The following is a 24,880-nucleotide window of genomic DNA, read 5'->3' on the forward strand; positions in this document are numbered from 1 at the left end:
CTTAGGCCGCTTCGCGGATGACCGCCGGGAACACGTCGTTCATGCGCAGATAGGTGATCAGGCGGTTCTCCATCGAGATGATCGCCTGGATGAAGCGCAGTTCCTCGACGCCCAGGTCCGGAGCCGGCTGCAGGTGATCGCGCGACACGGTGAAGGTCTCGCTGACGGCGTCCACCAGGATGCCGGCCAGGCGGTCCTGGCACTCGACGACCACGATCACGTGGCGGGTCTCGGGAACGGTGAAGCCCAGGCCCAGGCGGTTGCGCAGGTCGATGACCGGCATGATCGCGCCACGCAGGTTGATGACGCCGCGCAGGTAGGACGGGGCGTGCGGGATCGGCGTCGCCGGAGTCCAGCCGCGGATTTCGCGGACGGTCTTCACGTCGATGCAGAACTCCTGCTCACCGATGCAGAAGGAGATCAGTTCCAGGGCCGGCTCGGCGGATTGGTCGGTCATATCGATTTCCCCGGGATCGTCAGATCAGGCGTGCCTCCGGTTCGCGTATTCGACGCGCTCCAGACCACGGTGCTACTTGACCCGATCCGCCCTTTAACAACGGTTAACGGTGACGCCGAACCAGCGCGCTGGATTGTCGCAATCGTCCAATCCGGCATGCCGCGCCCTGCATCAGGGCTCTGACAGGCCCTCATCGCCGTCGTCCGACAGGTTGAACTCGTACCAGACGCCGTTGAGCACGCCGAAGGCGACGGCCAGGCCCAGGCCCAGGATCCACGCGAAATACCACATCGTCTCGTCTCCCTAGTACAGGTCGGGGTTGGTGGTGAAGGCCGTCGTGCTGCTGCGTCCCCACAGCACCTTGTAGACCCAGGCGGTGTAGATCAGGACCAGCGGCAGGAAGATCACCGTGACGATCAGCATGATGAACAGCGTCAGATGGCTGGACGAGGCGTTCCACGCCGTCAGGCTGGAGCGCGGGTCGACGCTGCTGGGCAGGATGAACGGGAACATCGACAGGCCGACGGTCGAAATGATCCCCAGGGTCGCGAGCGTCGATCCGGAGAACGACAGCGCCGCCTTGTCTGATCTCAGGCCCAGGAGGGCCAGCGCGGCGCCGGCAAAGCCCAGCACCGGCGCCAGGACCATCCATCCATGGCGGGCATAGTTGTCCAGCCAGGCCCCGGGGGCTGCCACCACGACGGTGCGCAGCGGGTTGGACGGGCCGGCCGCGTCGGTCAGGCCCTCGAGCCGGAAGCCCATGCCCCCGAAAGCGACATAGAAGCCGCCCGCGGCGAACAGGACGATGCTGGCCAGGCCGGCGATCTCGCCAAAGCGTCGGGCGCGTTCGGTGACCGGCCCCACCTCGGCCTTGACGGTCAGCCAGGCCGCGCCGTGCAGCACCAGCATCGCAACCGACAGCAGGCCGCACAGCAGGGCGAAGGGCGAGAACAGGCCCAGCAGCGAGCCCAGATACGAGATGCGCAGATCGCTGTCGAAGCGGAAGGGGGCGCCCTGCAGGACGTTGCCGACCGCCACGCCAAACACCAGCACCGGCACGAAGCCGCCGGTGAACAGCGCCCAGTCCCAGAACGACCGCCAGCGCGGGTCGGGCCGCTTGGAGCGATACTTGAAGCCGACCGGCCGCAGGATCATCGCCGCCAGCACCAGGAACATGGCGAGATAGAAGCCTGAGAAACTGACCGCATAGACGAGCGGCCAGGCCGCGAAGATCGCGCCGCCGCCGAGGACGAACCACACCTGGTTGCCCTCCCAGGTGGCGCCGATGGTGTTGATCACCATGCGCCGCTCCGCGTCGGTCTTCGCGACGAAGGGCAAAAGCGCACCGACCCCCATGTCAAAGCCGTCGGTAAGGGCGAAGCCGATGAGCAGGACGCCCATCAGCGCCCACCAGATGACCCGCAGGGTCGCGTAGTCGATTGGAAGTTCCATGACGGTCATTCCTCAGGCGACGGCCGGTTCGCCGGCGGGGGAAGCGGCGAACGCCTCCTGCTCGGCGAAGGGGCCCTTCTTGATGTGACGCAGGATCAGCCCGACCTCGACCACCGCCAGGGCGCCGTAGAGCAGGGTGAAGGCGATGATGGTGGTCCAGAGCTGGGCGACGCTCAGGCTGGAGGCGCCCAGGAAGGTGGGCAGCACGCCCTCGACGGCCCAGGGCTGGCGCCCCATTTCCGCCAGCACCCAGCCCAGCTCCGCCGCGATCCACGGCAACGGGATGGCCGCCACAGCCAGAACCAGGAACCATTTGGTCTGGTGCTTGCGCAGGGTGACCAGAACGAAGGCTGCGGTGAACAGGCCGATCATCAGGAAGCCGACGCCGGCCATGATGCGGAACGCCCAGAACATCACCGGGACGTTGGGCACCGTATCCCACGCGGCCTTCTGGATCAGCGCGGGGCTGGCCTGACGCGGGTCGGCCACGTAACGCTTGAGCAACAGGCCATAGCCGAGGTTGCGACGGTGCTGCTCGAAAGCGGCGCGGGCGGAGACATCCTTGGGATCGGCCTTGACCCGTTCGAGCGCGTCATAGGCCTTCACGCCGGACTCGATGCGGTCCTCGGCCACGGCCACCAGTTCGAAGATGCCCGCCACCGGTTTGTCGATGCTGCGGGTGGAGATCAGGCCCAGCACATAGGGAATCTTGACCTCGTAGTGGGTCTGGCGGTCCTTGAGGCTGGGAATGCCAAAGGCGGTCAGGCCGGCCGGCGCGGGCTCGGTCTCCCACATGGCCTCCAGGGCGGCCAGTTTCATTTTCTGGTTGTCGGTCAGGGCGTAGCCGCTCTCGTCGCCCAGTACGACGACCGACAGGGACGAGGCCAGACCAAAGGCCGCAGCCACGGTCATCGAGCGCTTGGCGACGCCGATGTGCTTGCCCTTCAGCAGGTACCAGGCCGAGACCCCCAGCACGAAGACGGCGGCGATGGTGTAGCCCGCGCTGACGGTATGGACGAACTTGGCCTGGGCCACCGGGTTGAACAGCACCGCGCCGAAATCGGAGACCTCCATGCGCAGGGTGTCGGGGTTGAACGCCGCGCCGACCGGGTTCTGCATCCAGCCGTTGGCGATCAGAATCCAGAGCGCCGAGAAATTGGTGCCGATGGCGACCATGAAGGTCACGAACAGATGGCCCACGCGGGACAGCTTGTCCCAGCCGAAGAACATCAGACCGACGAAGGTGGCTTCCAGGAAGAAGGCCATCAGGCCCTCGATCGCCAGCGGCGCACCGAAGATATCGCCGACATAATGAGAGTAGTAGGACCAGTTCATGCCGAACTGGAATTCCATGGTCAGTCCCGTGGCCACGCCCAGGACGAAGTTGATGCCGAACAACCCGGCCCAGAACCGCGTGACGGTTCGCCAGATTGGACGCTTGGTCATCACGTAAATGCTCTCCATGATGACGAGCATGAACGAGAGCCCCAAGGTCAGAGGCACGAAGAGGAAGTGGTACAGCGCGGTCAGCGCGAACTGCAGCCTCGAGAGATCGACGACGGCGGGGTCCATACACAGCTCCGAAACGGACGGCGAATGATCGCGCCGACCGAGAGCACTGCCCTAGGCCGGTCCGGCCGCGCTGGCCTTGATCCAGATCAAGGCCAGCGGACGGAGGCAAACTACACTGAACCTATGCAAGCTCGTCCAGCGCTTATCGCTGGCCACCCCCAGGTCGCGACAAGATTGAAGGACCTCGCAAGGGCCGGTGCAGCCCCCCTGCGCCGCGCGCGGGCTTTGGTCCTGCTGGATGGCGCGGCGGCGACCGCCTTCGCTGCGGCCTTGGCCTGCGCCATCGACGCCTTGGCCACCGGGCGGGACTTCCAGGAATGGCTGGCGCTGCTGGGTGCGGCGATGGTCGCACGCGGCGCCATGGCCAAGCTGGCCGGCGAAGCCGGCGCCAGGGCCACCGCCCAGGTCAAGGCCGCCGCTCGCCGCGACGCCGCCGCCGCGCTGATCGGCCGCAGGCCCGACGGCGCGATGTCGAGCGGCGAAGCGACCACCGCCCTCGTCGAGGGCGTCGAGGCGCTGGACGGCCATGTCTCACGTTTCCTCCCGGCCCGGTTCGCGGCGGCCGCCACGCCGCTGGCCCTGATCGCCGTCGCCGCCATCGCCAGCCCGATCGCCGCCGGCATTCTGCTGGGGGCCCTGGTTCCCTTCATCATCGCCATGGCCCTGGCGGGCACGGCGGCCGCCGCCGAATCCCGCGCCCAGTTCGTGGCGCTGGAGCGTCTGTCGGGCCTGTTCCTCGACCGGGTGCGCGCCCTGCCCGTGGTGCTGGCCTTCCAGGCGGAGAGCCGGATCACGCGCGACCTGGCCCGCTCCGCCGACGAGCTGGCGACCCGCACCATCCGCGTCCTGCGGGTAGCCTTCTTCTCGTCGGGCGCACTGGAATTCTTCGCCGCCCTGTCTGTGGCGCTGGTGGCGGTCTATTGCGGCTTCAACCTGCTGCGCCTCCTGCCCTTCCCGGTTCCGGAGCAGCTGGACCTCAAGCGCGCCTTCTTCGTGCTGGCCCTGGCGCCGGAGGTCTATCTGCCCATGCGCCGCCTGGCCGCCGCCTATCACGACCGTCAGGCCGCTGAGGCCGCGACCGCCAGCCTGATCGCCCTGCCCTGTCCGCAGCCTCGCCCGGCCGCGCCGATCCTGACCGCGCCGCCCGTGATCCGGTTCAGCGGTGTGAGCGTCCACTATCCCGAAGCTGACGCGCCGGCGTTGCGAGACTTCAACCTGGAGGTCCCGGCAGGCAGGATCGTCGCCCTGCTGGGTCCCAGCGGCTCGGGCAAGACCTCGCTGCTGAACCTGCTGCTCGACCTGGCGCCGTTAAGCGCCGGCGCGGTGCTGATCGACGGCCGCCCCCTGGCCGAGCTCGGCGCGCTGTCGGGCCAGATCGCCTGGGCCGGTCAGCATCCGCTGATCACGCCGGGCTCCATCGCCGATAACATCGCCCTGGCCCACCGCGACGCGACCCGCCAGCAGATCGAAGCCGCCGCCCAGCGCGTCGGCCTGGCCGGCGCCCTGGCCATGCGGGCCGGCGGCCTGGACGCCTGGCTGGATGAACGCGGCGGCGGACTGTCGGGCGGCGAGCGCCGGCGGCTGTCCCTGGCCCGCGCCATCCTCAAGCCCGCGCCGATCCTGCTGATGGACGAGCCCACCGCCAATCTCGACGCCGCCGCCGAGGCCGACCTGCTGGCCGCCCTCCGCGAGGCCGCCGTGGGTCGCACCACCCTGATCGCCACGCACTCGCAGGCCGTCGCCGACCTGGCCGACCATGTGGTGAGACTGACATGAGCGCCTCGCCGCTTCAGGCCCTGATCCGCGCCCAGCGCCGCCGGCACGCCGAAGGCCTGATGCTGGCCGCCGCCTGCGCCGCCGTGGTTGGGGGTTCCTCCACCCTGCTGCTGGGACTGTCGGGCTGGTTCATCACCGCATCGGCCCTGGCGGGACTGGCGGGCCTGGCCAGCGCCCAGGCCTTCAATGTGCTGCTGCCCAGCGCCGCCATCCGACTGCTGGCCATCCTGCGCACCGGCGCGCGCTATGGCGAACGCCTCAGCGCCCACGCGGCCGCCCTTCGATCACTCGCCGCGATCCGGCCCGTGCTGTTTTCCGCGCTCGCCGCCGCCCCGCCCGCCGCCGCCCTGGCCCTTTCCGGCGGCGAGGCTTCGGCCCGGCTGGTGCAGGATGTCGACGCGGTCGAGACAAGGTTCGTGCGGCTGTCGGCCCCTTGGGGCGCAGGCGCCGCCGTCGCCGCGGGGGTGGCGCTGGGCGCACTGTCGGGCTGGACGACGGCCCTTGCGATCCTGCTGTCAGCCGCCGCCGCGATCCTGTTGGCCCGCGCCCTGGCCCGCTGCTTCTCCGCCCCCGCCGGTCGGGACATCCAGACCCGCATGGGCGCGCTGAAGGACGTCGCCGCCAGTCTGTCCGCCGCCGCGCCCGAACTTCGCGCCTATGGCCTGGAAGTCTGGGCCAGCCAGACGCTGGCGACGCAGGGCGAAGCCGTCGATGAGGCCCGACTGCGCGCCGCCCGGGCCCGGGGTTGGATCGCCTTCTCGCAGGCCGCGATCCTGGGTCTGGCGGTCGTCATCGCCGTGGCCCTGGCCGTTCCGGCCGGCGCGGCGCTGGCGGCGCTGGCGGGTCTGGCCGCCGCCATGGCGATAGAGGGCGTCGCCGGCCTGGCCGCCGCCTTCGACCAGGACGGCGCCGCCGATCAGGCGGCCGACCGGCTGGACGCCGTGCTGCAACACGCGCCGACGGCCGCCGCCGCGCCCGGCCTGTCGACGCCCGACCTGCGGCTTCTGGACCAGGACTTCGCACCGGGAGACCGCATCGCGATCACCGGGCCGTCGGGCGCCGGCAAGACGACCCTGCTTGAGCGCCTGGTGGCCCTGCGCCCCAGCGCGCCTGGAACCATCAGGCTGGGCGGCGCGGATCTGGCCGATCTCGCCCCTTCGACAGTCCGCGCGGCCTTCGCCCTGGCGCCTCAGGACGCGGCCCTGATCGCCGGCACGGTGGCCGACAACCTGCGACTGGCCGCGCCGGATGTGTCCAACGATGAGATGTGGGAAGCCCTGCGCGACGCCGCCCTGGACGAGCGCATCCGCGCCGCGCCGGCCGGGCTGAACGCATGGCTGGGCGACAATGGCGAACGCCTCTCCGGCGGAGAACGGCGGCGACTGTCCCTGGCCCGCGCCCTCCTGCGACCCGCACCGTGGCTGTTGCTGGACGAGCCGACCGAGGGTCTGGACGCCGCCACCGAGGCCGTGGTGCTGGACCGGCTGGCCGCGCGGCTGGACCGCACCGGCCAGGGCGTGGTGCTGGTCAGCCACCGGCCCGCGCCGCTGGCGATCTGTGGGCGGACGCTGAACCTGTCCGCCCCTCAGTCCTAGTCCCGATTGGCGTGGACATAGACGCCAAGCAACACCACGGCGAAGGTCGTGAAGGCGACGACGACCAGTGAAAGATATGCGATTTGTCCGTCCGACATGAAGGCTCTCCCTTTCCTGAAATCGCTAAGGTCGCCGGAGCGCGGGCCGCACGCCTTGACCTCGATCAAAGGCCGGAGCGGCCGGCTGGCGATGACGCCTCGCGAAGATCCGCCCCTCGGCTATAAGGACCAAAGGCGCTTCCCGCGCGACAGAGACATGACATGAAGGCGGTCCGGCCGACCCCCTACCCCCTGTTCAGCGACCCGCGCCCCGGCCCCTATATCGTGGCCGCCGTGGCGATCGCGGCGACCCTGGTGCTGCGGCTATCGCTGGGCGAGGCGTTCACGGCGGCCTCGTCCTTCCTACTGTTCATTCCCGCCGTCCTGGTCAGCGCGGCCCTGGGCGGACTGATCTGCGGCCTGTTCGCCACGGTCTGCGCCAGCGTGGCGGTCGGGTTGGTGACCCAGGACGACGCACCGACCCTGGTCGGAGCGCTGAGCAGCGTGATCTTCCTGATTGTCGGCATGGGCATGGCCATCGGCGGCGGCTGGTTCCATGCGGCGCGGCGGCGGGCGGCGGCGACCAACGCCCATCTGCAGTCGATCCTCGACACCGTACCCGACGCCGTGGTGGTGATCGACCGTGAGGGGATGATGACCTCGTTCAGCCCCGCCGCCGAGCGCCTGTTCGGCTGGACGGCCGCCGAGGCCATCGGCCAGAACGTCAACCTGCTGATGCCGGGCCCTCACCGTCAGGCCCACAATGGCTTTCTGCACCGCTACACCCAGACCGGCGAGAAGCGGATCATCGGTGTGGGTCGCGTGGTGGTGGGCGAGCGCAGGGACGGCTCGACCTTTCCGATGGAACTGGCGGTCGGCGAGACCAAGGGCGCCCGCCCATCCTTTACGGGCTTCATCCGCGACCTGACCGATCGCCAGCAGACCGAGACCCGCCTGCAGGAGCTGCAGAATGAGCTGGTCCACGTCTCGCGCCTGACGGCGGTGGGCGAAATGGCCTCGGCCCTGGCCCACGAGCTGAACCAGCCGCTATCGGCCATCGCCAACCTGCTGACCGGTTCGCGCCGGCTGATGGATCGCGGCCGCCCCGCCGATCAGGCCAAGGTGCGCGACGCCATCGACCGCGCCGCCGCCCAGGCCCTGCGCGCCGGCGATGTGATCCACAAGATGCGCGACTTCGTCCGGCGCGGCGCCAGCGAGCGCGAGGTCGAGAGCCTGTCCAAGCTGGTCGAGGAGGCCAGCGCCCTGGCCCTGATCGGCGAAAAGGAACGTCAGGTCGATGTGCGCCTTTCGCTGGATGCCCAGGCCGATCAGGTGTTCGCCGACCGGGTGCAGATCCAGCAGGTGCTGCTGAACCTGATCCGCAACGGCATCGACGCCATGGAAAGCCTGCCGCGCCGCGAACTGGTCATCGCCAGCGACCTGACCGAGGAGGGCTGGGCCCGGGTCAGCGTCGCCGACAGCGGCGTCGGAATCACCGACGCGGTGCGCGAAAAGCTTTTCCAGCCTTTCATGACCACCAAGCCACAGGGTATGGGCGTTGGGCTTTCCATCTCGCGCTCGATCATTGAGGCGCACGGCGGGCGGATCTGGGCCGAGCCCAATCCGGGCGGCGGAACCATCTTCCGTTTCACCCTGCCACCGGCCGACCAGGAGGACGACATCCATGACTGACGCCCCCCATGATTGAAGCCACTGTTTACGTGGTCGATGACGACGAAAGCGCCCGGGAGTCCCTGGCCTTCCTGCTGGAGTCCGCCGACTTCCAGGTGGTCGCCTATGCCAGCGCGCCGGCCTTCCTGGACGCCCTGCCCACCGCCAGGCCCGGCTGCGTGATCACCGACGTGCGCATGCCCGAAATGAGCGGTCAGGAGCTGGTCGCCCGGCTGGCGGCGCTGAATGCGCGCATGCCGGTGATCATGATCACAGGCCACGGCGACATCCCCATGGCGGTCGAGGCCATGCGCTCGGGCGTGGTCGACTTCATCGAAAAGCCGTTCTCGGAAAGCCGCATCCTGGACGCCCTGAAGCGGGCCATGAACGCCCTGGAATCGCCGTCCATATCGGACGATCAGGCCGAGATCCTGCACCGTCTGGAAACCCTGTCGGAGCGCGAACGTCAGGTGCTGGACGGCGTCGTCGCCGGCCACCCCAACAAGGTCATCGCCCGTGAGCTGGGGATCAGTCCCCGCACCGTCGAGATCTATCGCGCCAAGCTGATGACCAAGATGCACGCCGACAACCTGGCCGCCCTGGTGCGGATGACACTGGCGGCTCGGGGTTAGAGCATTTTCCGATGAAGCGGACGCCGGTTCGTCGACAGAAAATGCGTTAAAACAAAAGACTAGAGCGTTTCACCGATCCAGTTGGATCGGAAAATGCTCTAGCCGACCGCAAGCGCCGCAGCGATCTGGCGGCTGAGCGCGTCGGTCATCAGCGGCTTTTCCACGATCCGGACCTTGGCCCAGGCCGGCTGGCGGCGCGTCCGCCCCCCCGACATCAGGACCACCGGCTGGCGTCGCCGGAGCACCAGATCGCGCAGGCGCGCGTCGCAGGCTGGCTCGTCCAGCACGAAACAGGCGGCGTCCAGACGGCTCCAGCAAGCCAGCAGCGCCTGGGCCGCGCCAAAGACGCTGACCCGATAGCCCTCGGTCTCCAGTGAAAAGCGCAGGGCCTCTCTCAGGGCCTCGTCTTCATCGAGAACCACAATCAGGGGGCGCCGGGCGCGCTCGCCATCCAGGGCGTTGGAAACACCGCACATGACGCCATAGGCGCACGCCCGCTCGGGCTTTGCCTTGATCGAGCTCAAGCTGGGCCCAGAGACGCTCCGCAGGCGCGCTTAAGTAGCGTCCCTTAGGCGTCGCACCCGAATTTACCCTGCGTCTCGCGCGTTCCAGAACGACACCTAACAAGGGACCGCCACATGCTCTCTCCGCTTCCCCAGTCCACAACCCCGGCTCCGACCTCCGCCCCGTTCGGCTTCACCGGCCCCTGCCTTCGCCATGCGCGCGATGAGGAGATCTTCGGCGAGGGCGAGATGGCAGACCATGTCTATCAGGTCATTTCCGGCTCGGTTCGCACCTGCCGGACCCTGCGCGATGGACGGCGGCAGATCGACGAGTTCCACTTCGCCGGCGACTATTTCGGCCTCGAGGCCGGCGACCTGCACCGGGTAGCCGCCGAGGCCATGACCGAAACCACGGTGCGGATGGTGCGGCGCGGCGCGCTCAGCCAACTGGCCGCTCAGCGGCCTGAGGTGGCCCGGGTGCTGTTTCGCCTGACCGTCGAGGGCCTGCAACGCAGTCAGGACCACGTCTTGATGCTGGGCCGCAAGTCAGCGCGCGAACGGGTGGTCGGCCTGCTGGTCGATCTGGCCAATCGCACCGGCGGTGATGAGCTGGACATCCCGATGTCGCGTCAGGACATGGCCGACTATCTGGGCCTGACCATCGAGACGGTGTCGCGCACCCTGACCCAGTTGCAGGGCGATGGCGTCATCGCCATCCCGACCACGCGCCACATCGTACTGCGCGATGGCGTGGCCTTGCGGCGGCTGGCGAGCTAGGCTTTTGTTTTGACGCATTTTCTTCACGCGAACCGGAACCCACTTCGCTCGAAAATGCTTCAGCTGCCTTCGTCGCTGCGTTCCAGGCTGGCCAGGGTGGCCTCTTCCTGCGGATCGGCGTCGCTGACTTTGCGCAAGGCCGCCTGGCGCAGGGCATAGACCAGCAGGCCCAGCAGTATGACCGCATTGAGCACGAACGGCCCCCAGCCGATCCAGCGGTACAGCATCACAAACAGCGGACCGAACACGACGTTGAGCCCGTTGATCGCGGCGATCGCCCCGGCGGCGCCGGCCTGGTCCTTGGCGCCAACCGACAGCGAGGCCCCGGCCGTAAAGCCCGGCCGGGCGAAACCGTAGCCCAGATTGGCGATGGCGAACCCGATGGCCACGGCGGCGTAGTCCGGCGCGAAAGCCACGATCACATTGCCCACCGCCGCCGCCGCCACGCCCCAGCGCATCAGGTCGCGCGGCCGCATGGCGAACATCCGGATTAGGCCCCATTGAGCCAGCAGTCCGGCGACCGCCCCGGCCGCCATGGCCAGGGTGATATAGCCCTGGGCCTGCATGGGCGGCAGTTGCAGCTTGTCGATGATCAGGAAGCCCAGGGTCTGGGACTGGGCGGTCTGGCACGAGGCGACCAGGAAGCCATAGATCAGGAAGGGCTTGAGGCGCGGATCCTTCCACAGGGCCGCCCCCTCGCCCTTGAACGAAAGGCCAAAGCCCCTGCGCGGTGGCGCTTCGCCGTGACCGGGCTTGAAGGTTTCGGGCAGACCGCGCTGGACGACGACCACCATGATCCCGGCCAGGATGGCGAAGGCGAACATCGGCCCCGCCAGTCCCACCACCGGCAGGACGAACAGCGGCGCCAGCAGCGGCCCGACCACCGTGCCCAGGCCAAAGGCCCCGGCCAGGGTGGCCATGCTCTGGGTGCGCTCCTCGCGACTGGTGCGCTCAGCCATGTAGGCCTGGGTGGCGGGATTGGACGCCGAGCCGAACAGACCAAACAAGGCCCGCGCCATCAGGAACAGAACAAAGATCACCATGGGCGCGACCATGTGATGCAGGCCGGCGCTGACCACGATGGCGCAGAGGGTCATGGAGACGCAGAAGCCGACCAGACCCAGCAGGATCAGGGGCTTGCGGCCATGCAGGTCCGACTGCCGGGCCCAGAACGGCGAGCTGATCGCCCACAGGACGGCCGACAGCGAGAAGATCGCCGCCACCAGCACATCGGGAATGCCGATCTCCCGCCCGATGGCCGGCAACACCGACCACATGCCGCTGTTGCCCATGGCCGAAACCACGGACACGCCGAAGAGGATCGCGAAAGCGCCCCGGTTGCTTCGGGTTTCTTGTTCGGCGGTAGACATCAAACGACTGTTAGGCTGCTCGCCACCGGCGTGCAACTGACCACGGGCCCGCCCGCGGGAACCTTGGCTTAATCATTAACCGCGATGATGCCGCATCAATTCTCGGGGTCGGTCTTCCGTCATGTTCCAGATCATCGGCATCGTCCTGCTCTTCGCCCTGGTGTTTGGCAGCTACCTGATCTCGGGCGGCAAGATGGACGTGATCCTTCACGCCGCTCCACACGAACTGATGGCCATCGGCGGGGCCGGCGTCGCCGCCTACCTGATCGCCAACTCGATGACGGTGATCAAGGGCACGGGCCCAGCCTTCGGCAAGATCTTCGGCGGTCCCAAGTGGAAAGCCTCCGACTATCGCGACCTTCTGGCCCTGCTGTTCCTGCTGACTAAGACGATGAAATCCAAGGGCGTGATCGCCCTGGAAAGCCACATCGAAAAGCCGCACGAAAGCTCGATCTTTTCGCGCTATCCAAAGATCGCCAAGGACCACTTCGCCGTCGACTTCATCTGCGACACCCTGCGGATGATGACCATGAACCTGGAAGATCCCCACCAGGTCGAAGACGCGATGGAGAAGCAGCTCGAAAAGCACCATCACGAAGCCCACGGCCCGGCCCACGCCCTGACCAATCTTTCGGACGGCCTTCCGGCTCTGGGCATCGTCGCCGCCGTGCTGGGCGTCATCAAGACCATGGGCTCGATCACCGAGCCGCCGGCCGTTCTGGGCGGCATGATCGGCGGCGCGCTGGTCGGCACCTTCATGGGCGTGTTCATGGCCTATGGCCTGGTCGGCCCGATGGCCACCCGCCTGGCGGGTGTGATCGACGAGGACGCGGCCTTCTACAGGATCATCCAGGCCGTCCTGGTCGCCCACCTGCACGGCAACGCCGCCCAGATCTCGGTCGAAATCGGCCGCGGCAACGTGCCCAGCACCGCCCAGCCCAGCTTCCTGGAGCTGGAAGAGGCCCTGGCGCAGATCCCCAACGAAGCCTGATCGGACGTATCGAGTCTGTCATCGAAGTAATCACGGCCGCGTGAAGTCACGCTTGCGCGCCCGTTCGAACCGGTATTCCCTTCGACGGACAGACCTAGCGCACAAGCGCGCGCGACCCGCCTGACCAACAGCCGCAAGGGATTTCCCATGAGCACCACCGTTCTTCGCACGCTCCTGATCGCCAGCGTGGCCGCATCGGCCCTCTCGCTCGCCGCCTGCGGCAAGAAGGAAGAGGGCGGCGAGGCCTCAACCGCCGCCGCCGAGGCTGCCGCTGCCGGCGCCAGCACGGTGACCGACGCCGCCACCGCCAAGGACCAGGCCGCCGCCGACGCCAACAAGGCCGCCGCCGACGCCGCCGCCGCGCCGATGACCGAGGATGACACGGTCGCCGCCACGGGCGCGACCGCCGCCGAGGCCCCGGCCTCCGCGGCCAAGGAACCGGCCCATGCGCCTGAAGAGAAAAAGGCCGCCCACTAAGCGCCTTTCTGAGCCTGCCGATCGAAGGGGCCGCCTGACCGGGCGGCCCCTTTTTCGTGGGCGTCTTGACAGGCTCACGGCCGGGGCGGCTCTAACGCGCCATGATCGACCCCGCCCCGCAAGACGCCTCGCCCCTCGTCTGGAACGACGACGGCCTGCCGCGCTCGCGGCTCTATGGCGATGTCTATTTCTCCAGCGCCGATGGTCTGGCCGAGACCCGGGCCGTGTTCCTGACCGGCTGCGGCATGCCGGAAAGCTTCGCGGGGCGTGACCGGCTGGTCGTCGGCGAACTGGGCTTTGGCACGGGCCTCAACATCGCCGCCCTGCTGGATCTGTGGCGGCGTGAAGCCCCTGCCCAGGCGCGGCTGCACATCTTCTCGATCGAGGCCCATCCGATCTCCCGCGAAGACGCCGCCCGCGCCCTGGCCGTCTGGCCCGAGCTGGGCGAGGCCGCCCAGGTCCTGCTCGACCACTGGCCGGGCCAGGCGCGGGGCTTTCACCGCGTGGACCTGCCGGGCTTCCGCGCCACCCTGGATCTGGCGGTCATGGACGTGCGCCAGGCGCTGGACGGCTGGGACGGCGCCGCCGACGCCTGGTTCCTGGACGGCTTTTCGCCGGCCCTCAATCCGGCGATGTGGAGCGAGGACATCCTGGCCGCCGTCGCCGCCCGCTCGGCCCCCGGCGCGCGGGCCGCCACCTTCACCGTGGCCGGCGCTGTGCGCCGGGGCCTGCAGGCGGCCGGCTTCGAGATCGCCAAGCGCCCCGGCTTTGGCCGCAAGAAGGATCGGCTGGAGGCCTGGCTGCCAAGCGAGCCGCCCGCTCCGCCCCGCCCCACCAGCCTGGCGATCATCGGCGGCGGGATCGCCGCCGCCGCCCTGGCCCGCGCGGCCGCATCGCAAGGCCTGGTTCCCACGATCGTCGACGCCGGCGAAGCGCCGGCCTCGGGCAACCCCGCCGCCCTCGTCACCCCCGCTCTCGACGCCGGCGGCGGCCCGCGCGCCGCATTCCCCGCCCAGGCCTTCGCCCGCGCGGTCCAGCTGTATGAAGACCTGCCCGGCGCGGTGATCGCGCGCGGCGTGCTGCAACTGGCCCAGACCCAGCAGGTCGCCGACCGCTTCGCCGTCATCGCGGGGCAGGAGATCTTCGAGCCTGGATCGATGACCCTGCTGGCCTCGGCGTCCGAGCGTCTGGGCGAACCCGCCGGCGCCGCCCTGGCCATGGCGAAGGCCCTTGTGGTCGAACCCCGCGTGATCCTGGACGCCTGGCGGGGCCAGACCCTCGCCGCGCGGGTGCAGACCGTGGTTCGCGACGCCGACGGCTGGCGCCTGCTGGATGCCGAGGGGGCCGAGATCCTGCGCGCCGACCTGGTCGTGGTCGCGGCTGGCGCCGGGCTGGGCGGCCTTTTGCCCGGCCTGCGCCATCGCCCCGTGCGCGGCCAGGCCAGCTGGACGCCCCTGGCCGGGGGCCACAGCCAGGCTCCGGCGGCGTTCGGCGGCTATGCCATACCCACCCGGGAGGGCGTGCTGTTCGGGGCCACCCATGACCGCGACGTGCTGGACACAGACGAGCGGCCCGAGGATCACCTGCGCAATCTCGAGACCCTGGCCAAGGGCCTGCCGGCGCTGGCCGCCCGGCTGGATGGGGCGCCGCTGTCAGGACGCGCCGCAACGCGCGTGACCACGGCCGACCACCTGCCGCTGGCGGGTCGCTTGTCCGACGGACTGTTCGTCCTGGGCGGCCTGGGCGCACGAGGGTTCTGTCTGGCCCCCTTGCTGGCCGAGCATATTGTGGCTGCGGCAATCGGCGCGCCATCGCCCCTCCCGCGCGAATTGTCGCGGTTGGTCGAACCGGAGCGTTTTGACTCGCCCAGGGCGAGAGCCGGCCTATAGTGGAGCTCGGAATTGGACCCTTGGGTCTGCGTGATCGAGCTTTTGTCGGCCCAGTTCGTGCTGATGAAGGGCGTCCGCCTCTGAAACGGCGCCCCAGGACATGCGGCCGACTCCCCCCAGTTGGCCCATGCCGGCGGCTTGTTAGCCCTCCAGGCTGCCGACGGCGACGCTCCCGACGCCCCATCGGGAGCGTCTTTCGTTTGGGTCTGCCACCAAAGAAAAAGGGCCCGACCTTTCGGTCGAGCCCCAGTCCTATTGTCTGACGTCGATCCTAGAAGTTGATCGAGATCGTCGAACGACGGTTCAGAGGTTCCTTCACACCATCACCGGTGGCGACGGCCGGAGCGCTTTCGCCCTTCCAGTCGACGGCCAGGGTCGTGGCGACGACGCCCAGACCCACCAGGCCATCGGCGACGGCCTTGGCGCGGCGTTCCGACAGACGGGCGTTGTAGCGATCCGAACCCGACGTATCGGTGTGACCGGTGATCGTCAGCTTGGTGGCCGAACCGTTCCGGGCATAGTCAGCCGCCTGCTGGACCACAGCCTGGGCTTCCGGCGTCAGCACGTACTGATCGAACGGGAAGTAGACCATGAACTCGCGGGCTTCATAGACCGGAGCCGGCGGCGGGGGCGGAGGAGCCGGCGGCTCGGGCGGGGGAGCCGGGGGAGCCATCGGGGGCGGGGGCGGAGGAGCCGGCGGGGCCGGCGGGGCGCCGAAGGTGTAGCGCACGCCCAAGGTCACCGAGGTGTCCTTGTACTTGCCTTCATAGATGCCCGTGTCGGTGATCGAACCGACGCCCGGACCGGCGTTCTGCGTCACCTGACCCCACTTGAGGTCCTTGGTGGCCAGATAGCGGCCGGTCAGGTCCATGCTCCAGTTGGGGGCGAAGTCCCAGGCCAGGCCTAGCAGACCCTGATAGGCGAAGGCCTGATCAACGTCGTCGAAGCTGACATTCTGGAACGGCGCGCCGCCGGCCGGAACGCCGCTCAGCTGACCATAGACCTTGTTGTGCACCCAGGCCGCACCGGCGCCGGCGCCGATGAACGGATGGAGGCTCGACTCGGGCATGAAGTCATAGATGACATTGGCCATCAGGGTGGTGGCCTTCATCTCGCCGTTCGGCTCGCCGCAGGCGGGCGACGCCGCGGTGCGGATCGGGCCGGCGGTGCAGAGACCGATCGGCTGAGCGCCGGAAAGTCCCGAACCACGAACGCCGTCGATATCGGCGCCGCGATAGCCGTACTCGGCTTCAACGCGCCAGTTGGGGGTGAACTTGTAGCCCAGACGACCAAAGGCCGCCCAGTCTTCCTTCTGGGAGAAGTCCCAGTTGTAACCCTTGGACGACGTCGCCTTGACGTCGTTCGGCATGTGGTAGCCGGCGTCGCCGGCAACGTACCAACCGCTCGTCGCGCTTTGGGCTGACGCGCTCGTGGCGGCGCAAAGCGCGACCACCGCGACGCCGGCCAACAATTGGAATCTCATGGTTTGCACCCTCGCTGGAATTGTCATGGGGCCGACCCGGAGGCTGACCCGACAGGACAAACGCAGCAGCGGGGATTTCGTATGTGTCCTAATGGCCACATTTCGAGAAACCGAAGCATCCGCCCCCGGAACATCAACGCGGAGCGGAGCGAGCGGAGGCCGCTGCCCAGTTCAAACGCGTCGACTGGAACGCCTCAAGCTGAGGCGTCCCGGAGGAAGAAATTTAGGAAGGGAATGGTGGACGCGACAGGGCCGATAAGGTGGGTGTTTTCACGGTCGCCCAACGGTTCCGTTTGACCGTCCTCCACCGTCTCTGCGGCAGCGTTGATGATGGCGTCGTCGGCCATGTTTGGACCTCTTAGACTCAGGTGCGGGATTGGCCGCCAGGCTGCCGATCTGTCTGGGTCGAGGTCAACGATGTTGGGGTCGGCGCCATGGTCACAGCGCCGATTTAACGGCCGTTAAATTTGGATCACGCCGTCGCGACGGTCTCACCACGGTCCTCCTCGACCGTCTGCATGGACCGTTTCGTCCGCATGACCGTGGCCGTGGACACGCCGGTAGATTTGGCGACCGCCCGGATCGACTGGCCCTCGGCGAGGGCTTTGCGGACCTTGTCGATACGGATCGGTGCCACCGGCGGACGGCCAAACTTCACGCCTTTGGCTTTTGCACGGACCTGCCCGGCGACGATTCTGCTCGTGATGATCGCCCGCTCGAACTCGGCGAACACGCCCAACATCTGGAAGAGCATGCGTCCGGACGGCGTGCTCGTGTCGATGGCCTGCTGATGCAGATAGAGGTCGCAGCCCTGGCCACGCACATCACTCAGGAAGGCCACCAGATCGCTCAGGGAGCGCCCAAGACGATCAACTGACCACGCCGCCACAATGTCCACCTCTCGCCGTGCCACGGCCTTCAGGAGGCTGTCGAAGCCCGGCCGCCGATCCCTGCCTTTGGCGCCCGAGATGCCCTCGTCGGCGAAGGTCTGGACGATGGTCCAGCCGGATCGCGCGGCGACCTCGCGCAGGACGACCAGTTGGTTCTCAACGGTCTGCTGGTCCGTGCTGACCCGGACATAGAGAGCGGCGCGCTTCAGGTCTGGCCTCCGGGTTGGTGGTGCTGGACGCGAAGACTCTCATGGATCGGCGGCGGGTCAAGCAGACCGCGCTGGGCTAAGCCGCCGACACGACCTCGTAGGCCCACTGCCAGGACGAGTAGAGGAACGGTGTGCCCTGCATGTCGGTCAGCTTCGCTCTGATGCGGAAGCGGGTGCCGACCGGGTAGTTGCGGCTCAGGGCCTTGGAGCATTCGACGCGCAGTGTGGTTGCGTGTCGTTGGCCAGGCACGGGCCGGATGTGGGCAGCACCAGTCTTGCCCGGGATGAAGCTCTCGACCTCAACCCATTCATAGTCGTCGTTCTTGGCCATGGCGTCCCCCAACGACCTAATCCTACCAAGGTCGAACATCTGCGGCCAAGCTCCGTCAGGATCGGTCGTATGGGTAAGGCCGCCCTGTTGGCGACCAGGTGGCGGCCGGCTACGGTGGCCACGGGTGAAGGGGGCTGGTGATGCTGAAGCAACGACGCGGTGGAGTGCGCAACTCGCTGACATGGCTCGGTTGGGCCTGCGTGGGGCTGTTCATCACCATGATGGTGTTGATCGTCACCGCTGCTGTCCACGGCTACTACTGACCGATAGATCCACGCACCATGGGACGCTAACCGATGCCCTCGAAGATCCACCTGATCTGCAAGCAAGGCGACGGCCTACACGTCGTGGATAAGAAGGAGGCCATCTTCCTGAGCGAAGCTTGGCTTCTATCGCCTTCCGAGATCGAGGCCCTCCAGGGTGGTCAGGTGCTGCTACACGGTGTGAAGTCTCAACCCTCCTACTTCGGCGGCACGATCATTGATGTGCGTCCCATCGAAGGGGAGGAAGAGGAAGCCGGGCGAGTCCGCTGCTCTTTCACCATCCAGAGCACGTTGGCGGCCAAGGGCGTGCCTTGGGACCAGCGGGGGAAGTCCCATGGCATGGCGTGGACATCAGGCGTCTTGGAACTCGACGCCTAGTCGCTTCCGGCCGCGTGACAAAACCCTGCCTGTAAAGTCCGGACAGAACTCGTTGCGTGGCCTCGATCCGGGGTGCCCTGAATCGCGTGTTGGAAAGCATCTGGTTCTGTCACGCGCGCCTCGCGCCCACCGATCATCACGCTGGTGACGTCACGGCTTTCTCGGTGCCAACGACGAGACATTCGGGGGAGATTTGCAGGAACGGTTGCGCGCCTGGCTGCGCGCCCGCCGTCACGGGAAAACCCCTACGGATGTCTACTTCCTTATGGAGTCTATAAAGGGGAGAGACATGTGAAGGGGAAATCGCACTCCCACCCACACCCCCGTTCGATCATCACCCCAGTGTCGGGCGCGCAAATGTGGTGGCGAACCTGGCCGTCGCACGGTCGTGCACGGGTCAGTGGAACACCCTGAACAGCGTCGCCTCGACCTCGTCCTCGAACTCGAACACCACGATGCCGCGCTCGGTCAACACGCGGCGGAACCAACGTCCCCGTGTGCGATGGCAGCACCATTGTTCGGCGACAATCCGACGATAGTCGTCATCACGGTCGTCAAAGTTGACGGCGATCTCGATGCGGTAGGGGGCGGCAAACGTGCCCGGCGAGGACGGCTTGTTCATGCTCGCGCTCTCGGCTCGCCAAACAGCACCAGCCAGCCAACTTGGGCGGCCAGCAGCCATCGACGGTGGGCTATCAGCTTCCGAAAGACGGATAGCTTGGCGTCGGTTGAAAGGCCGCCACCAAGGGCGAGGTAGTTGGGTGCCCGAGAGCACCAGTAGGTGGAGAAGTGGCGCTGGCTGGCAGTCAATCTGCGACGCAGGAACTCTGGGTAGAAATCGAACACGAACGTCCTCGGGGTCGGAAAGCCGATCAGCCCAATGCGGACCGGTCGAACTATTTAGCTCCCCGGTAGCCCCACCAACCGCCGCTGAAAAACTTGGTCGCACCCCCCACGCGAATAATGATTCTCGGGACGCAGGTGCGGTATTCTGGGGTCAGGTCGAGAGACGGGCAGGCCCGCCCCACGGCCGCAAAGCCGATTTTAAAACCAACGATTTCCCAACCTCCCGCTCATTTTAGCGGGGCAACAGACAGGTGCATTTTGAAGACCTTTACGCCCCTTCTCGGCCACGCCACCGCGTGCCTGGGGACGGGAACCACACTATCGACGGATGGTGAACGAGGCGCAGAAACATATCGCTTTTCGTGGATCCACTCCGTTAACCTAAGTCCAGGTCGCAAGCATTTCGCGCCCTAAAAGACCATTTTAATCAAACCATTAAGGACTACCGACAATGTCATCTACTACCGATCCCATAGACGTGTGCGAAATTCTTAGGAAAATTAAAGCGGAATCCTCGGATCCAGACTGGCGGGCACGGTGCGCCGCAAAGCGAGCTGCAAGAAGGACGCCTCGGCCCGTCTACACCGCGTGCGGCCTCAAGGATCTGATAGCCTCCGGAGAACACCACTCGCGTCGCGCACAGGGGCGCGCGATCACGGAGGCGGAGTGGGCGAAAGCCTTCATGCCCTTCACCAATCCCCGTGACGGAACCCTTTATTTTACCCCAGACGAACCGCTTGATGCCGCATTTCTCGAGCAGATGAGCGACGAGCACATCTGGACAGACTTTGACCTGAATCTCGCCTATCTCCCCTACGTCGATGAGATCCGATACCCAGGGCGCTATAAAGTTGCTCGCTTGGGCTATCTGGTGACGATCCGACCTTGGAAAGCCGAAGACGAGAACCTGGCGGTCTACAACTACGATGACGTGGGCTACGGCGACTGATGCGTCGAACGGCTCGATTCCTCACCGACATGGGCTTGGCCATTACGCGCACATCGTCTGCGACGCTCGGTTGCCTACCTTGAACAGTTAGGCCGCCACATGGCCTTGCAGGAGGCGCCAGCGAAACAGGTCACCGATTCCGGCGTGACGATCAACATGATGCACACCCGCTTGCAGGCAGGCGGCTTCGGCCGCCCGCCGAAGCTCCGGCGGAACGAAGGCGTTGCCAGCAATGTGCACATCTTCGAGGAACCAGCCGAATTCACCCGCCAGTGGCCGAAGTTCCAAGACCGCCTGGCCCCGGAATTCCAGGAACGCGGCTCGACCCGTCACTGCGTCCTCGATCCGGTCCCGGAGGCAGTTTCGCAACCGCAGCCCTGTTCGAACGAAGTCCTCACCGGTCATGAGCGGGCGTAAGTCTTGGGTAGCGGCGACGGGCTGGTTAGGGAACCGATCAGCCCGTCGCATCAGGCGGGTGATGAAGTCGGCGAGGGATCGGTCGGGAGGCAGGCGAGCGAGAGCCTGGACGACAACTTCATCGGTCGCCTTCGAGCAGATGCTCTGGACGAAGGCCATGGCGATATTGAATTCGCGCGCAGCCACGGTGAGGTCGATCCGGTCGAGAACAGCGTGCAGCCGCCAACGGGCGTCGAGCGCCTCGACTACGGCGAGCTTCCGCTCGTTGATTGACTTAGCGTGGGTCAATAGTTGCGCCCGAGCCTTTTCGCTCGGATCGGTGAAAATGAGCCGGAGCTTCTCGTAAGCACTCGCAGAGGGCAGTGGTCCCGCGTCGAGCTTCTCCAAAGCCCCCATGAACCCTTCGGGTAGTTGGCCAAAGGCGTGCGTGAGGATTTCATTGGCACGTTCGCGGCGAAGGACACAGGCCTGATCCGCATCGGTGCCCACGGTCGTCGTCTTGAGCGCTCGAAGGCTAACCCGGTTGGCGATGACGGCGAGGATCGCCTGGCGGCGCCGGGGCGACGTGGTGACTACTCGCCCTATAAGGCCAGGCGCCAAGCTGTCGAGGTAGACCAGATCGGCGGTGGCCCAACGAAAACTGGAGCGGCTGGGTTCAGGGGCGTAGTGGCTCGTCAAGCTGAGGCAGCCCTCCATACCATTGAATTTGTCGAGTGTAGTGCAAATGAACCAGAGAAACAATCCGCTCTCCCATTGTCGAATGATTTCGACATACATGGCACTATTAACTATAATTGAATAATGGGTCGCCCGGCATGGCGATCAGTCGCTTCGAAGCTGATGATAGCCTTAGCGATCTTCTCAACTTCAGCGCCACGCGGCGTGAAGACAGAGTCCCCCTGCGGATGCCGCCGTTGGGGGACTCACCCAAAGACAAGCTATGACCTACCCGGCAACCATCGTTCAGGAGTGTGAAGCCCTCTGGACCGACTACTTCGAGCCTAAGCTCGGCAAGCGCGCGGCGAACCAATTTCGTCACGCGATGCGGCGGCAGGACAATGCCTTTGCGCAACAGTTCCTAAACCCGCACCTTTTTCGCCCCGACCTCGGCGTGGGCCTTTACGTCCCGGTGGATGTGAGCAAGTTCAGCGAGGGCCGCAACCACCTGATGGCTGAAGCCGTGGCCACTCGACCGGCTGAGTTTGGATTCGATTGTGACCCCCGCACCGGGTTGTCCTACTTCGCTAACCCGCTGCGGATCGGCGCTCAGCATCGTGATCTTTACGACGAAGATCGGCTGGTTTGGGAAGCGCCCAGCAACCGAGTGATCTTGGCGCCGATCCAGGTTTTCACCTTCGAGTTCGATCAGGATCTTGCGTTCCTTGGTCAGCAATTGGCGTGGGTTCGGTCGCCGAAAAACCCACTCGATTGCCCGATGGGCGATCTCTACCGGCACTGCTCGACCTACGCCGATTTCGCCGGGATCACGGTGAACTATTCTGGCAACAAGGGCGTCCACATCCATGTCGCGTTCCGCACCGATCTGGCTGCGGCTGCATTTCCGGGCCTCAATGAAGCCGGGACCGCGATCCGTGCAGGGCTGATCGATCACTGGTGTCGCCTGCACGCCGATGTGCTGCGCGTTCTCGGCGTTCCTGATGGGATAACCGCCGACGCCTCGGTGCGCTTCCCCGAACAATACCGCCGGATGCCCAACGGACTGCGGAAACTCGAAAAACCGGGTCTACTGGGCGTGCCCGCCGGGGAGATCGTCCCGCAGGTCACACTTTGGGAGAAGTGGACCGAGCGCGCCGCCAAGGGCGCCGACGATCTGTTCTTCATGCCCGCCGCTTTCGTGGAACGGAAAGTTGTCGCGCCCACCCTCGCCCGACCGGCCAGCTCATCGACCGCATCGTCGTTTAGAGCCCACCTGACCGGGGCCGAGTTCAAATGCTGCGAGGCTCACCTGGCTGCTCGGTTCAACGACTGGCCAAAGTTTGTTCGGCTGGAGCATTCACGAGATGGCTGGCGGGCCCTTTTCCAGAACGACCCCAGCGACCGCACCCCCTCGTCGGTGATGAAGGAGGGCTACAGGACCGTTATGTTGAACGGACGGGCCGACAACGCGCTGCGGTCTAAAAGTTTGCCGCTTCCGTTGGGCGTGATGATGAAGCTCTGGGTCAACGCTCACCGAGCCGGGCAGGCCCAAGGGCCATGGGAAGTTGTCGAGATTCCCGTCGCGCCGCCCGCGACGATTGCCAAGCCCTGTCCATTCCGCGCCGCAATAGGCGAGGCTACCACCCAAGATCAGGTCTTCAGGCATCTACGCCGTGCTATGCGCGCCACGGTGCGTGGCCATGAAATCGCCCTGGTCAGCGCGCCCGAAGGCATTCGTAAAACCTCTTCGCTATTTGCCGATCATCGATTCATCCACACCGCCGTGGCGGGCACCCACTCCACGCCGTCAATGTATGCCTTCAACGACTACGTCACCGCCCAGACCAAGTGCGATGACTTCAACAAGGTGCCCAGCGGGCGACCCTTTCGTGCGGTCGTTCTGCCCAGTTTCTCCCAAGCCTACAAGGCAGCGCGGGCCGATCTGGGGTGCCGGGAAATCACCACGGCGACGGCGGCGAACTCGTCCTTCCCCAGCGTGTGGGCGGCCATCAGCCAACTTCAACCCAAGGTCATCGACCATTTCCGCGCGGCTCATGCAGCGATGTGGTGCGAGATCGGTGACAGGCTGCCGGTCTTCTTCACGGTCCATCAGGTGGCCCATGCGTGGAGTGACTACGCCCCAACACGGGTAATGTGGGATCGCCATTTCTGGGATGTGGCTAAGCCGTTCGAAAACAAGGTGCACGTTCGCAACTGCCATCGTCGTATGACCCTTGGCTTGCTGGTGCACGACGAAGTCGAGGTCAGCGATCTCGTCGTCATGCACCGGGCCGAGGTGGTGGACTGGGTGCGTCGCCTTATCGCGGCTGCACCAAGAACTTGGGGGGCCAATCGCGGTGATCTGGCGGGTCTGTGGTCGAGTTATCAGCGCTTCCGCAAGGACAACCCGTTCCCGGTTGTAGGCGGTTTCTCGCAGGAGGTGGATTTCCAGATGGCGCGGGAGATCACCCGAGTGGCGGCGGGGGATTGGTCGCTCGTCACGACGGCATGGTCGGGAGAGTATGGGGACGAAGACGACAGTCAGGTCGGCCTCTATGCCAGCAGCATCGGTCGCTCATGGTGCGTGGCGCCGCGCGGTTGGTGGAAGGGTCTGGCCAAGCGCGTTTTGGTTCTGACGACCGAAGCTGTTCCAACTGCCGTCGCCGGAAGGATCGGATCGCCGTGGTTCGTGGCCGAGTTCGAGGCCACTAGCATGGCCCGCGATAGCGTGACCGCGCTGACGCAGCGAAACATCAGCGCTGGAAAGTTGCCCTCGGTGGTGCAGGCGTTCCAGAACGAGCATCCGGGCGTGATGGTGATCAGCAACAAGGTCGCCATGCTCGACGGCACGACGACGCACGCCCGCGCCCGAGGTAGCAACGCCTACATCGGTCAGGACGTGGCCCAGACCATGACCTTCGTCTCGCCGGAGGAATATGAGCGCCTTGAGGCGTTGAACGCCTGGTGCGGCCGGGACGATCTCGTAGGACTACGGCACGTGGACGAGTTCAACCAAGCGGCGGGTCGGAACCTCGGGTTCCGCCGACAGGGCGATCCCCGGCACTGGTTGCTGATCCCGCCGCGCTTGCTGGGGCGCCTGCTCTCGGGTGCCTCATTGGGACGGGTCCGCTACGACCTGCGCATCCAGGTTTCTCGCCAACGCCGGTGGCTGATCAGGGCAGCGGCGTCCCAATCGGGCGACGAACAGACCGGACCTTCCAGGCACTGAAACACGGTAAGGTGTCGTGGCCTTTGGT

At 66.5% G+C, this 24,880-nt stretch carries 24 protein-coding genes; 12 read left to right on the top strand and 12 right to left on the bottom strand.

What is annotated here, in order from left to right:
* Position 1 precedes the first annotated feature (1 nt).
* The 4 genes from ACW176_RS01345 to ACW176_RS01360 all read right to left on the bottom strand — a co-directional run bounded on the left by ACW176_RS01345 (position 2) and on the right by ACW176_RS01360 (position 3,481).
* Positions 2-457 carry a chemotaxis protein CheW gene (locus tag ACW176_RS01345; RefSeq protein ID WP_419318365.1) on the bottom strand — a complete coding sequence of 152 codons (456 nt, stop codon included), beginning with the start codon at positions 455-457 and terminating at the stop codon, positions 2-4.
* Between the two features lie 171 nt (positions 458-628).
* The gene (gene cydX, locus ACW176_RS01350) at positions 629-748 is read right to left on the bottom strand and encodes a cytochrome bd-I oxidase subunit CydX (RefSeq protein WP_419252411.1); all 120 of its coding nucleotides are present in this window, start codon (positions 746-748) and stop codon (positions 629-631) included.
* Positions 749-760: 12 nt separating this feature from the next.
* Complete coding sequence (gene cydB / locus ACW176_RS01355) at positions 761-1,909, bottom strand: cytochrome d ubiquinol oxidase subunit II (protein ID WP_492110599.1); 1,149 nt, start codon at positions 1,907-1,909, stop codon at positions 761-763.
* A gap of 12 nt (positions 1,910-1,921) precedes the next feature.
* Positions 1,922-3,481 carry a cytochrome ubiquinol oxidase subunit I gene (locus ACW176_RS01360; RefSeq protein WP_492110600.1) on the bottom strand — a complete coding sequence of 520 codons (1,560 nt, stop codon included), beginning with the start codon at positions 3,479-3,481 and terminating at the stop codon, positions 1,922-1,924.
* Positions 3,482-3,604: 123 nt separating this feature from the next.
* Here ACW176_RS01360 and cydD point away from each other — a divergent pair, with 123 nt between their 5' ends.
* From cydD to fixJ, 4 genes are all read left to right on the top strand, one after another.
* Entirely contained in the window at positions 3,605-5,257 is a 1,653-nt protein-coding gene (gene cydD / locus ACW176_RS01365; RefSeq protein ID WP_492110601.1) for a thiol reductant ABC exporter subunit CydD, read from the top strand.
* Positions 5,254-6,852 (top strand): amino acid ABC transporter ATP-binding/permease protein, encoded by a 1,599-nt coding sequence (locus ACW176_RS01370; protein ID WP_492110602.1) that lies wholly within the window; start codon positions 5,254-5,256, stop codon positions 6,850-6,852. The genes cydD and ACW176_RS01370 overlap by 4 nt, the downstream gene beginning before the upstream one ends.
* Before the next feature lie 260 nt (positions 6,853-7,112).
* The gene (locus tag ACW176_RS01375; protein ID WP_492110603.1) at positions 7,113-8,582 is read left to right on the top strand and encodes a PAS domain S-box protein; all 1,470 of its coding nucleotides are present in this window, start codon (positions 7,113-7,115) and stop codon (positions 8,580-8,582) included.
* Positions 8,583-8,590: 8 nt separating this feature from the next.
* The gene (gene fixJ / locus ACW176_RS01380) at positions 8,591-9,193 is read left to right on the top strand and encodes a response regulator FixJ (RefSeq protein ID WP_492110604.1); all 603 of its coding nucleotides are present in this window, start codon (positions 8,591-8,593) and stop codon (positions 9,191-9,193) included.
* A 98-nt stretch (positions 9,194-9,291) separates the two neighbouring features.
* On the opposite strand, the gene ACW176_RS01385 is transcribed toward fixJ, so the two are convergent.
* Entirely contained in the window at positions 9,292-9,717 is a 426-nt protein-coding gene (locus tag ACW176_RS01385; RefSeq protein WP_492110605.1) for a response regulator, read from the bottom strand.
* A gap of 114 nt (positions 9,718-9,831) precedes the next feature.
* Between ACW176_RS01385 and fixK the strand changes: the two genes are divergently transcribed.
* Positions 9,832-10,473 carry a transcriptional regulator FixK gene (gene fixK / locus ACW176_RS01390; RefSeq protein ID WP_492110606.1) on the top strand — a complete coding sequence of 214 codons (642 nt, stop codon included), beginning with the start codon at positions 9,832-9,834 and terminating at the stop codon, positions 10,471-10,473.
* A gap of 59 nt (positions 10,474-10,532) precedes the next feature.
* Here fixK and ACW176_RS01395 read toward each other — a convergent pair whose 3' ends face one another.
* Entirely contained in the window at positions 10,533-11,843 is a 1,311-nt protein-coding gene (locus ACW176_RS01395) for an MFS transporter (protein ID WP_492110607.1), read from the bottom strand.
* Positions 11,844-11,964: 121 nt separating this feature from the next.
* Between ACW176_RS01395 and motA the strand changes: the two genes are divergently transcribed.
* The 3 genes from motA (at position 11,965) to mnmC2 (ending at position 15,200) form a co-directional block, all read left to right on the top strand.
* Positions 11,965-12,834 carry a flagellar motor stator protein MotA gene (gene motA, locus ACW176_RS01400; protein WP_419318385.1) on the top strand — a complete coding sequence of 290 codons (870 nt, stop codon included), beginning with the start codon at positions 11,965-11,967 and terminating at the stop codon, positions 12,832-12,834.
* Positions 12,835-12,981: 147 nt separating this feature from the next.
* Positions 12,982-13,311 carry a hypothetical protein gene (locus ACW176_RS01405; protein ID WP_492110608.1) on the top strand — a complete coding sequence of 110 codons (330 nt, stop codon included), beginning with the start codon at positions 12,982-12,984 and terminating at the stop codon, positions 13,309-13,311.
* Between the two features lie 101 nt (positions 13,312-13,412).
* Positions 13,413-15,200, top strand: a complete 1,788-nt coding sequence (mnmC2, locus tag ACW176_RS01410) for a tRNA (5-methylaminomethyl-2-thiouridine)(34)-methyltransferase MnmC2 (protein ID WP_492110609.1) — start codon at positions 13,413-13,415, stop codon at positions 15,198-15,200.
* A 271-nt stretch (positions 15,201-15,471) separates the two neighbouring features.
* Here the strand turns inward: mnmC2 and ACW176_RS01415 are convergent, their stop codons facing one another.
* The 4 genes from ACW176_RS01415 to ACW176_RS01430 all read right to left on the bottom strand — a co-directional run bounded on the left by ACW176_RS01415 (position 15,472) and on the right by ACW176_RS01430 (position 18,113).
* On the bottom strand, positions 15,472-16,683 hold the full coding sequence (locus ACW176_RS01415) for an OmpA family protein (RefSeq protein ID WP_419318391.1): 1,212 nt from the start codon (positions 16,681-16,683) through the stop codon (positions 15,472-15,474).
* Positions 16,684-16,877: 194 nt separating this feature from the next.
* Complete coding sequence (locus ACW176_RS01420) at positions 16,878-17,030, bottom strand: hypothetical protein (protein WP_492110610.1); 153 nt, start codon at positions 17,028-17,030, stop codon at positions 16,878-16,880.
* Positions 17,031-17,155: 125 nt separating this feature from the next.
* Complete coding sequence (locus ACW176_RS01425; RefSeq protein ID WP_492111860.1) at positions 17,156-17,782, bottom strand: recombinase family protein; 627 nt, start codon at positions 17,780-17,782, stop codon at positions 17,156-17,158.
* Between the two features lie 76 nt (positions 17,783-17,858).
* Complete coding sequence (locus tag ACW176_RS01430; protein WP_492110611.1) at positions 17,859-18,113, bottom strand: hypothetical protein; 255 nt, start codon at positions 18,111-18,113, stop codon at positions 17,859-17,861.
* 140 nt (positions 18,114-18,253) lie between these two features.
* On the opposite strand from ACW176_RS01430, the gene ACW176_RS01435 reads away from it, so the two are divergent.
* Both ACW176_RS01435 and ACW176_RS01440 read left to right on the top strand, forming a co-directional pair.
* The gene (locus tag ACW176_RS01435) at positions 18,254-18,376 is read left to right on the top strand and encodes a hypothetical protein (protein ID WP_492110612.1); all 123 of its coding nucleotides are present in this window, start codon (positions 18,254-18,256) and stop codon (positions 18,374-18,376) included.
* Positions 18,377-18,409: 33 nt separating this feature from the next.
* Positions 18,410-18,754 (top strand): hypothetical protein, encoded by a 345-nt coding sequence (locus tag ACW176_RS01440; protein WP_492110613.1) that lies wholly within the window; start codon positions 18,410-18,412, stop codon positions 18,752-18,754.
* 397 nt (positions 18,755-19,151) lie between these two features.
* Here ACW176_RS01440 and ACW176_RS01445 read toward each other — a convergent pair whose 3' ends face one another.
* Positions 19,152-19,376 carry a hypothetical protein gene (locus ACW176_RS01445; protein ID WP_492110614.1) on the bottom strand — a complete coding sequence of 75 codons (225 nt, stop codon included), beginning with the start codon at positions 19,374-19,376 and terminating at the stop codon, positions 19,152-19,154.
* Between the two features lie 906 nt (positions 19,377-20,282).
* Here ACW176_RS01445 and ACW176_RS01450 point away from each other — a divergent pair.
* A complete protein-coding gene (locus ACW176_RS01450; RefSeq protein WP_492110615.1) occupies positions 20,283-20,549 on the top strand; it encodes a hypothetical protein in 267 nt (88 codons plus the stop codon).
* 87 nt (positions 20,550-20,636) lie between these two features.
* On the opposite strand, the gene ACW176_RS01455 is transcribed toward ACW176_RS01450, so the two are convergent.
* Positions 20,637-21,743, bottom strand: coding sequence for a hypothetical protein (locus ACW176_RS01455; protein WP_492110616.1), 1,107 nt, complete (start codon positions 21,741-21,743; stop codon positions 20,637-20,639).
* A 163-nt stretch (positions 21,744-21,906) separates the two neighbouring features.
* Here ACW176_RS01455 and ACW176_RS01460 point away from each other — a divergent pair, with 163 nt between their 5' ends.
* The gene (locus tag ACW176_RS01460) at positions 21,907-24,852 is read left to right on the top strand and encodes a hypothetical protein (RefSeq protein WP_492110617.1); all 2,946 of its coding nucleotides are present in this window, start codon (positions 21,907-21,909) and stop codon (positions 24,850-24,852) included.
* Positions 24,853-24,880 lie beyond the last annotated feature (28 nt).

The sequence above is a fragment of the Caulobacter sp. FV1ye13L genome (assembly GCF_058681155.1).